This window comes from Candidatus Cloacimonadota bacterium, from assembly GCA_016932035.1.
Lineage (GTDB): Bacteria > Cloacimonadota > Cloacimonadia > JGIOTU-2 > JGIOTU-2 > Celaenobacter.
This window is the reverse complement of the sequence record JAFGDR010000014.1, coordinates 1-9,887: the sequence shown is the minus strand read 5'-3', so window position 1 is coordinate 9,887 and position 9,887 is coordinate 1. Positions and strand designations below refer to the sequence as shown.

The window sequence follows — 9,887 nt, the reverse complement described above, 5'->3', positions numbered from 1 at the left end:
AATGGAGTTTAGATATAATTATAGAAAAGATAATCTGTTCCATTTTTTGATCAATATTCACTTTGGTCCGATTTTTATATAATCACCAATATTTATATAATCAATAAAAAAGCCCCAGAATTGCTTCCAGGGCTTATATATGATTGACGCAATATTTTATGCTTCTGCCATCGCTTTATAGAAATCGTACCGCTCTTTTGCTTCTTTTGCAGCACGCTTGAAGAGCATTTCTGCAACTTCGGGATACTGCTGTTGAAGTGTTCGGTAACGAATCTCATTTTCAAGGAAGGTTTCGTACTCGAGCTTAGGTTCTCGGGAATCGAGAGTAAGAGGATTCTTCCCTTCTTCTGCGAGAAGCGGATTGTATCTGTACAGGATCCAGTAGCCAGAATCGACTGCGAGTTTCTCTTCCTGCTGTGTCTTGGTCATATCGATACCATGATTGATACATGGTGAATATGCAATGATGAGCGAAGGTCCATCGTAGGCTTCTGCTTCAGTAAATGCTTTGATCGCCTGGCTTGCATTCGCACCCATTGCTATCTGTGCAACATAGACATACCCGTAGGTCATTGCCATTCTGCCGAGATCTTTCTTCTTTGTTCTCTTGCCGGCAGCAGCAAATTTCGCCACAGAACCTGTCGGCGTTGCTTTCGATGCCTGCCCACCTGTATTTGAGTAAACCTCAGTATCAAGGACCAGAACATTGATATTCTTGTTCGACGCAAGCACATGGTCGAGTCCGCCATAGCCGATGTCATATGCCCATCCGTCACCGCCAAAACTCCAGACACTTCTTTCAACAAGATAATCCTGCAGTTCGATGACCTTCTCAAGGATCGGCTTCAATTCTTTCCGAGCTTCTTCCAAAACACCAGGAAGTAACGCGCGTATTTTCTTTGCAACATCCTTAGACTCGTCAGATACAACATTCCAGAGTTCCTGGTTCTTTATCAGTAATTCGCCAAGTTCAGGAGAAATTTCAATATCCGATTCAAGTAATTTTTCGATATTTGCTTTCAGTTGTTTCCTGTTGGCATTGACCGCAAGACGCATACCGAATCCATATTCAGCATTATCTTCAAAAAGGGAATTTGCCCACGTGGGTCCCTGCCCTTCTTTGTTTTTACAATACGGTACGGTCGGAAAAGTTCCACCATAGATTGAGGAGCAGCCGGTTGCATTTGCAATGATCATCCTGTCGCCGAAAAGTTGCGAGGCAAGTTTGACATACGGAGTTTCTCCGCAGCCTGCACACGCACCGCTGAATTCAAAATACGGCATGAGGAACTGACTGCCTTTGACTGTTTCTCGCTTCGTACCATCCAGAACGTCATCAGGAAGATCATTAAAGAAATCAACTCTGCCGGATTCACCTTTTTTGCGTGCCTCTTCGATCGGAACCATTCTGATCGCTTTGTCTTTAACAGGGCAGGTCTGAACACAGTTTCCGCACCCGACACAGTCCTCGACATACACCTGAATTCTGAATTGAAGATCACGGTCATTCTTGGTCTTGGATTTTACGGTCACAAAACCTTCAGGGGCATCCTTAAGGTCTGCAGGAGCAATCTGCTTTGCCCGAATGGCAGCATGTGGACACACCAAAGAACACTGATTACACTGGATACAGAGGTCAGGATACCATTCTGGAACTGACGGTGCAACACCTCGTTTTTCCAGCTTAGTCGTTGCAGTCGGGATCTGTCCGTCATAGGGCATCTCTGATACCGTGATATCGTTTCCGCGAACATGCATGATCGGCTTGATGACGTCACATTCAAATTTGTTTGCATCATCCGGTATAAGTTGTATTTCCGGGGCAGATTTTGTGATCTTCTGTGGTATCTTTACCTGCTTGAGTGCATCTGATGCTTTGTCAACCGCAGCCCAGTTCATCTTCACAATATCTTCACCTTTTTTAATAAAGGTCTTCTTGATCGCATTCTTGATGAGTTTAAGTGCTTCTTGTTCTGGAAGAACACCGGATATTTTGAAGAATGCTGCCTGCATGACCGTGTTGATCCTGCTGCCCAGACCGATCTCCTGTGCAATACTCAGCGCATCGATGGTATAGACCTTGATCTTCTTTTCCATGATCGTTTTCTGCATTTTCTCAGTGAGATTCTCAAATACTTCTTCAGGTTTCCATGTTGAATTGAGCAGGAATGTTCCACCTTCCCGTACACCTTTAAGGATATCATAACGACCAATATATGAGGATTTATGAAGTGCTACAAAATCAACATTGTTCAGCAAGTATTGTGACTGGATCTTTTGATCACCAAATCGAAGGTGCGAAATGGTCACGCCGCCGGATTTTTTGGAATCATATTCAAAGTAACCCTGTACGAACATGTCTGTATTATCACCAATGATTTTGATGGAATTCTTATTCGCACCAACAGTTCCATCCGACCCATAACCCCAGAATTTACAGCGTATCACGCCTTTTGGTTCAGCATCGATCTCTTCTTTTGCTTTGAGAGATAAATGCGTCACATCGTCGACTATGCCGACTGTAAATCCATGTGTGCATTTATCATTGAGATGATCATAAACAGCTTTGACCATTGTTGGAGTGAATTCTTTTGAGGAAAGACCGTAACGTCCGCCGATGATCTTGATATCGGTATCTTTGAGTGCAACCGTGACATCAAGATACAGAGGTTCGCCGATAGAGCCTGGCTCTTTTGTGCGGTCGAGTACAGCGATCTTTTTTACTGTATTCGGAATAGCTTTCTTGAGACGTTCGATTGAGAAGGGTCGATACAAACGTACTTTGATCGCGCCGACTTTTTCTCCACATTTATCATTAAGGTAATTCACTGTTTCTTCGAGTGTATCTGTAGCTGAACCCATAGCAATGATAACTCTGTCTGCATCTGGAGCACCAACGTAATCAAATAGGTGATATGAGCGTCCAAATCTTTTTTCAAACGCTTCCATGTATTCTTCTACAATAGCCGGAGTAACATCATAATATTTGTTAACGGTCTCTCTTCCCTGGAAATAGACATCGGGATTTTGAGCGCCAACTTTGAGCATAGGATGTTCAGGATTCATTGCACGCTCGCGAAAATTCTTCACATATTTCATATCGACCATTTTAGCGAGTTCATCGTATGGAAGGATCTCGACCTTCTGGATCTCGTGAGAGGTTCTAAAACCATCAAAGAAATTTACAAAGGGTACTTTGGATTTCAGGGTTGAAAGATGTGAAACCACAGCAAGGTCCATCGTTTCCTGGATAGAACCGCATGCCATAAGTGCAAATCCGGTATTTCGGGCAGCCATCACATCTGAATGATCTCCAAAGATTGAAAGAGACTGGCAAGCAAGAGAACGGGCTGACACATGAAACACTGTTGGAAGCATCTCGCCAGCAATCTTATGCATATTGGGAAGCATGAGCATCAATCCCTGTGATGCGGTAAACGTTGTCGTCAATGCACCAGCAGAGAGCGAACCGTGTACTGCACCAGACGCCCCACCTTCGGACTGCATTTCGATCACATCAAGTGTTTGACCAAAAATATTCTTTCTTCCTTCAGCAGACCAGGCATCTGCCATTTCTCCCATTGGGGATGACGGAGTGATCGGATAGATCGCTGCGACCTCGGAGAATGCATAGGCAACATGAGTGGCAGCAGTGTTACCATCTATCGGTTTATAGGTTTTTTTCATTACGCCTCCGTATATTAATTATATTTTTTATTATAATACACATAATTTTATAACGTCCTTCAAAAGGATACGAGTCTCACGTCAATAAATTTGTTAAATTTTTGACAGATTTTCAGTATCTCATAAATTTGATTGCTATGAAATCAGTTGTTGGTAGTCTTTTAATAATATTTGTGCTCATCAGCATACTCTCTGCAGATATTACGCAGACCAGTAAAGAAAGAATTGCAGAACTGGAAAAAGAGATTGCAACAACCCAGCAAATGATCCAAGAACTCCTTGCAGAAAAGGATCTCCAGAACAATACCATTTACTCACATATCAAAAAATTAAAATCCCTCCAAGCTCAGGTGGATAGTTACCGAAATCAAAAATACAGAACGGAACTTGATATTGACAGCATCAAATCAGCAATTATCCAGAATGAACAGTATTTTGATGAGAACAAGAATATTCTTAACGAATTAGTTGAAAATCTTGCTTTTATCCATAATCGAAGCCGGCTCATAGACCATGATCCACTGAACAACTGGAAGTCCCGCGGACTGCAACTCTGTGCACATTCTCTGCTTGATAATCTCGATAGTCTAAGGAATTTCCTCACCCAACATAAAGGTCTGAGTGAACAGAAAGAAACGCAGCTCAGGCAGCTCCTCTCAAACATCGAATATACCCGATCGAACTATTATTCTGTTTTATCCAAAAAGGAAGCTGATGAGATGGAACTTTCCTTCATAGAAGAGATCGAAGTTCAATACCGCAACCAGATAAGTTCTCTGAAAGAGGGTATAACTGCACTGGAGAATTTCATCGCACAGAAAGAAGCCGAGAAGTATGGTAAAGAATATACTTTTTCATTTCATGACGGCTTGATATGGCCTGTAAACGGTGAGATCATTCAGCAGTATGGAATACACAAGATCAATAATACCAACGCTACGATCAAGAGCGAAGGTATTTATATCAAAACACCTTATGGCTCACCGGTCAAATCGATCGCTTCCGGTGTGGTAGCTTTCGCCGGATGGTTTGAGAACAAAGGAAATCTTGTGATCATCGATCATCAGAACGGCTTTTACAGTCTTTACGGTTTCAATGAAAAACTTGCGGTGCATAAAGAGCAGAAGATCGACCAGTCGGATGTCATTGCCTATTCAGGGAAAAACTATTTAATGGATACGGAAGGACTCTATTTCGAGATACGAAAACTCGGTAAAGCTGTCGATCCGTTGAATTATTTAAACTAAAAATGTATAATGAAAAATTATCTTGCGTTATATTCATCTGCGCAAATCCGTGAGCTGTAATACATGAAAAAAATTATCTTCAAAAATGAAATCGAACAAGCACTTGTCTCCCGGGCAACCGGTGTAATCAAGGACAATGGTATCCTTATACATCCTACCGAGAACCTATATGGCTTCGGAGCACTTATTCAAGATATCCCGAGCATTCAGAAGATAATTGAAATCAAGCAGAGAAAAAAAAATACAAAAGGATTTGTCGTTCTGGTAGCAGACTACATCCAACTCGACCGACTTATTGAAGGAGCCAGTAAAACTGAAAAAAAATGTATGCAAAAATACTGGCCCGGTCCTTTGACGATCATTCTAAAAGCGAAAAAAGCGTTCTGGAAAAATCCGGTTTGTTACAAAAAAAAGATCGCAGTGCGGATGGTAGGAAATGATATTATGAGGGCTATTCTAAAAGAAATAGATATGCCGATGATCAGTACTAGCATTAATATCAGCGGCGAACAAAGCTTGAACGATCCGAAACTCATTATTGAGAAATATCACAAACTTGTCGATGGGATCGTTATCGATAACATACATCACTTTTCCAACAAACCTTCAACAATTATCAAAATCATCGGAGGACAAGTCATCGTCCTTCGAAAAGGTGCGATCCTAAAACCCAATCCACGTCTTAAATAAAAAAAGGGATGCATTGCTGCATCCCAAAGATGTTTTTATATCTTAGAATTTTTGAGTTAGCTTGAGAACACCTCTCATCTGGTTATAATCATTTACATCATCATCCAGATCATGATACATGATATAGGCAAGTTCCAGAGAAAGGAATGTATCCGTTGGCAATACCTTAAATTGATTGTACACACCGCAAGAAAGGTAATGTTTCATATATCGTGCATCACCGGTCGATTTCGTTACATTGTATCCAACCGTTGTTCTGAATGAACCTTCTTTATAAACGATTGGTCTGAATTCTTGTGTTATACCAGCTGTGAAGTAGTTCGATTTTGTTTCACTACTATCGATGGGTGCATCTTTACGCGTCAGGTAACCAAAATTAAGCCGTGTTGAAATGGGAATTTCCTGATAATCAACATTCACACCAAACCGGATATTATTCGAGTTATAATTATAGCTTTCATATTCCTTATCGGTTGTTTTAGTATATGAATAACCAAGCAGGAATCGTGTTTTAGTTGGTGAGAATATGTTGACCGGTCGCTTGTATGACACATTTGCAGTAAGGATGTTATTCAATCTGTCGATCGGAAGATAGGTCGTATCAGTGATCTCATTGGTGATCTTGGTCTGCTGGAAGTTCAGAGACAGGTTCGGTAATCCCTTATAAGGATAATAACCCGCATTTACGAGAAGCCCTTTTGTATAGGTTGTTGCACCTTTTGTATCACGGATATTGTCATTGTATGCATGATAGCCAAGCCCAAAGGTGAGCTGGTTATTCAGCAGGGTAACATTATCCATAATATTGAAACCAGCTTTATCATTCTGCAGGTATGGATTTGCAAGCGAGTTGAAGCTGCCGCCCACATAGGAATATCGAACATTGAGTAAGTTATGATAGAAAAACGCTCGAAGATATGCTTCTGCAGCAATGTTTGACATCGTCAGTTTATACGGCTCAACGAATTGATTAATTATGAATATGCTCTCAAGACTTTCCGGGTCAAAGGGAAGGTCTATATCAAGGGAATCGAGATCCTCCTTCGTCAAGACACCCGGAGTGATGTTATTATTGAGCAGACTTGCTGATACTTCCCATCCAAACTGGAGTCTGCTTTTGAACAGAGAGAGTTTACTATCAACACCGACAACGATATTATCCTTTGGATTCTGTGCATATTCTTCGGAGTTCATATCATCTTTGCTTTTGAGTGCATTCAGCCCCACATAGAAACTTCTCTCGTTTCCGAACTGCATGCGTACACCAAATGAGTTCCTGTTATAATATCCACCAACGAATGAAGTGTCAACAGCAGTATCTGTCGTGTCTATTTCCATTGTGCCCTTGATGTGACGCTGAATCTGTCCATAGAACGAACTCAGTTTAAAGAATCCGAATTTCAGTTCTCCACCCACACCCCGTACATTCTTACCTGCTATTGTTGTATTAGAGAATACCTGGTTATGATCGCCAAGATAAAGATTGAAATGAGGTACATACAGATCCAGTGAATACCTGTTGTACGACTGGCGAGTGCTTCGTTCTTCAGAAGAAATGTGCACTCTTCCTTTATAGCGGAACCAATCTTTTCCACCCCACAAACGAAGTCGTCCGATGCTCTTGAACTCGTTATCAGTATCATAATAATACGAACCGCTGTCCGCATCATATATGGTTAGACGTGAGTCGATCAGTAGGTCTCCATTGATCGAAACAGGTAATTTTTGGACTGCAGGAACTTCCTGAACCTGAACTGTCCATTCTTTCTTTTTAAAGACCACTCCGTCAGGATTATAGATAATGATATTAATCTTATGGGTTGCAGCACGAACTTTTTCAGGCTTATACACCAGCAGATTTGTTGTGATGGTTGCCTTTGTTGTAACGTCTTTGTCATCAAAGAAGAGTTTGATGATCTTCCCTTCAAGCTGGTCTTCCAGAGCAAAATAGGAGATCGCAACCATAAAATCATCATCCTGGAAATTATATTCCCTGTCCGGGCTGAGTATCTTAAAGAAAGATTCCTCTTTTTCCGGCTTTTTCTCAGGTCTCTTCAATGGTACATAATAGGGATTATTGATCGGATCGACTGCAGGTATCGTCTGCTCGAGCATGTCCTTTTTTATAATGCGGAAATAAATGGAAATCGCCTGATCGATATAACTGCCGGGAATGGTTGCATCATAATATGGATTGATTCCAACACCCGGATCCATAAGTACCTGCACATAATCGAGGTTCCCCTTTTTATAGAAAAGATAGACTTCTTCAATCTCGTCACTACCGCCAATAATATCCAGGGTGAGATGAAGCGGTTTCAAATAGAGTGCAAACTCAGGAGGAATAAAATCTGTCTCTACATTTGCAGCATGGAGCATGGATACACCAAGTATGAATATTAAACCAATTACTGCGACAACTTTCTTCATCAAATTCTCCTATTTATAGAATATTTTCATTGTTTTTGTTTGTCCTGAAGGATCTTTGAATTCGATCTCCATGACATTTGTTTCCACATCGGCTTTTATCTCTTCTGATACATCTTTACGCACCTCTCCTTTTTCGGTCTTTCTGCTTGAAGGAGGAGCGTCTTTCGTTGCAATACCAGTATTACCCTTATCTACTTCGACAGTACCGAGATCGGATTTTAATTCAACCACACCCTCAAAGGTAAAGAGCCACGTGTCTCCACTTCCTTTGACTTCGGTAAGAAAGTCAGTTCCTTTAACAGCAGCAACAGCGGTCGGTGTTTCGATTGCATATGCGCCTTTTTCTTTGGATACCTTTGACCACAGTTCACCGACTTCGAGATACAGGTTTTTATCCAGTCTGTTCTCAGCTTTTTCCGTATTGATCGTAAGGATCGAATTGGAGAAGAGTTTTATGATCGCACCATCGTCCACGAAACGAATAGCTGCAAGTGACTGTTCTTTTGAGATGATCTCATCACCATTGTAGAGAATATCGCCGTCAGTAACTTTTGTAATGTCATCCTGCCTGTGAAGCTCAATCTCGCCGCTCGTTTTAAGTACAACTGCCGAAGGTGCCATCTCTGCACTTACAAGACTCCATACAAAAATCTGAACTATAAGAATGAGTATTATTTTTTTCATGATGTACCTCCTGCCTACTCGATCACAATGGTTTCGATCTCATATTGACCATTAAAGAGACCGGTTAAAAATTCGCTGATATTTTCGACAGTTATAAGCACACCATTGACATAGATCTGTCCGGTTGGCTGATAGTTACCGATCTGACCCGGATCGAGTAAACCCATAGCAGCGAGGTTCATGATCAAGTTTTCAACATTAGGATCACCGCCGGTAGAAGCTGCCTGGAACTTGAATCCGTAATATTCGCTGCTTTGCTGTTCTGATCCCAAGGTTGAGGTAAACTTTCCGACCACATTCCACACATAAATATACTCATCTTGCAGATCGGGTAATGAGGAGCCATATTGATAATACTGCTGAGACAGATCTTTCAGCACCACAAGCGGATCCGGCAGATCATCTATGACAACAACCTGATACACCGAAGGATCGAGCTCCCAGATTGTCAGTTCATACCACGTGGCAGCAGACTGCCATGCAAAAGTAGGTGTGTTATCACTAAGCGGGAGAAGCAGATCAACAGACTGTCCTGATGTTACTTCTGTTCCGGGTGCGAGGAGATTCACCTGCATATCGTTGGTAATGAACATGGTTGCTGAACCGTGCTCGATCTGCACCATCTGCAGATCATACAGGTAAAATGTAAAAGTATAAGTTCCACTCGGCAGATAACCGTTCGCCATAACGAAATCCTCGAAATCAGGAATATTGTTCAGAACGTCATTCCATGAGCCCTCTATCTTCACAGCGTTCGTAATGATATCTCGGTTTGTCAACGCATATGCCTGCAGAGGAGCAAATGCCAAATATTGACTCTCCGTATTTCCCGGGATGCCATCATAGGTTTTTATCAGCCCATCTGCTTCAGACAGCAGAACGCCGTATTCAGCTGAATTCAATGACATTGCAAGTTTGCATTGCATGTCATCTCCAGAAATATTCATAATATCAAGTGAAAAGATGATCGGTTGTCCTGCAGGATCATCTTTATCAAATGCCGATGGATAAACAATATCGAAACTGTTCACGTCCAAACGCATATCGATCTGTCCGTAAAGCAGCTCCGACAAACACATGATCGTAAAAAAAATGAGAAGTTTTTTCATTGGATACCTCCAACAGGTTGTTGTGAAATGTTTATAATTT

The 9,887-nt window shown here is 41.5% G+C and carries 6 protein-coding genes; 2 read left to right on the top strand and 4 right to left on the bottom strand.

Annotated elements, in window-relative coordinates; translation table 11 throughout:
- Positions 1-156 precede the first annotated feature (156 nt).
- Positions 157-3,687 (bottom strand): pyruvate:ferredoxin (flavodoxin) oxidoreductase, encoded by a 3,531-nt coding sequence (gene nifJ, locus JW794_02350; GenBank protein ID MBN2016966.1) that lies wholly within the window; start codon positions 3,685-3,687, stop codon positions 157-159.
- A gap of 137 nt (positions 3,688-3,824) precedes the next feature.
- Here nifJ and JW794_02345 point away from each other — a divergent pair, with 137 nt between their 5' ends.
- Together JW794_02345 and JW794_02340 are read left to right on the top strand one after the other, a co-directional pair.
- Positions 3,825-4,934 (top strand): peptidoglycan DD-metalloendopeptidase family protein, encoded by a 1,110-nt coding sequence (locus JW794_02345; protein ID MBN2016965.1) that lies wholly within the window; start codon positions 3,825-3,827, stop codon positions 4,932-4,934.
- A 63-nt stretch (positions 4,935-4,997) separates the two neighbouring features.
- Complete coding sequence (locus JW794_02340; GenBank protein MBN2016964.1) at positions 4,998-5,624, top strand: threonylcarbamoyl-AMP synthase; 627 nt, start codon at positions 4,998-5,000, stop codon at positions 5,622-5,624.
- A gap of 42 nt (positions 5,625-5,666) precedes the next feature.
- On the opposite strand, the gene JW794_02335 is transcribed toward JW794_02340, so the two are convergent.
- The 3 genes from JW794_02335 to JW794_02325 are packed head-to-tail and all read right to left on the bottom strand — an operon-like array spanning position 5,667 to position 9,847.
- Positions 5,667-8,054 (bottom strand): hypothetical protein, encoded by a 2,388-nt coding sequence (locus JW794_02335; GenBank protein ID MBN2016963.1) that lies wholly within the window; start codon positions 8,052-8,054, stop codon positions 5,667-5,669.
- A gap of 9 nt (positions 8,055-8,063) precedes the next feature.
- The gene (locus JW794_02330; protein ID MBN2016962.1) at positions 8,064-8,738 is read right to left on the bottom strand and encodes a FecR domain-containing protein; all 675 of its coding nucleotides are present in this window, start codon (positions 8,736-8,738) and stop codon (positions 8,064-8,066) included.
- A gap of 14 nt (positions 8,739-8,752) precedes the next feature.
- A complete protein-coding gene (locus JW794_02325; GenBank protein ID MBN2016961.1) occupies positions 8,753-9,847 on the bottom strand; it encodes a hypothetical protein in 1,095 nt (364 codons plus the stop codon).
- Positions 9,848-9,887 lie beyond the last annotated feature (40 nt).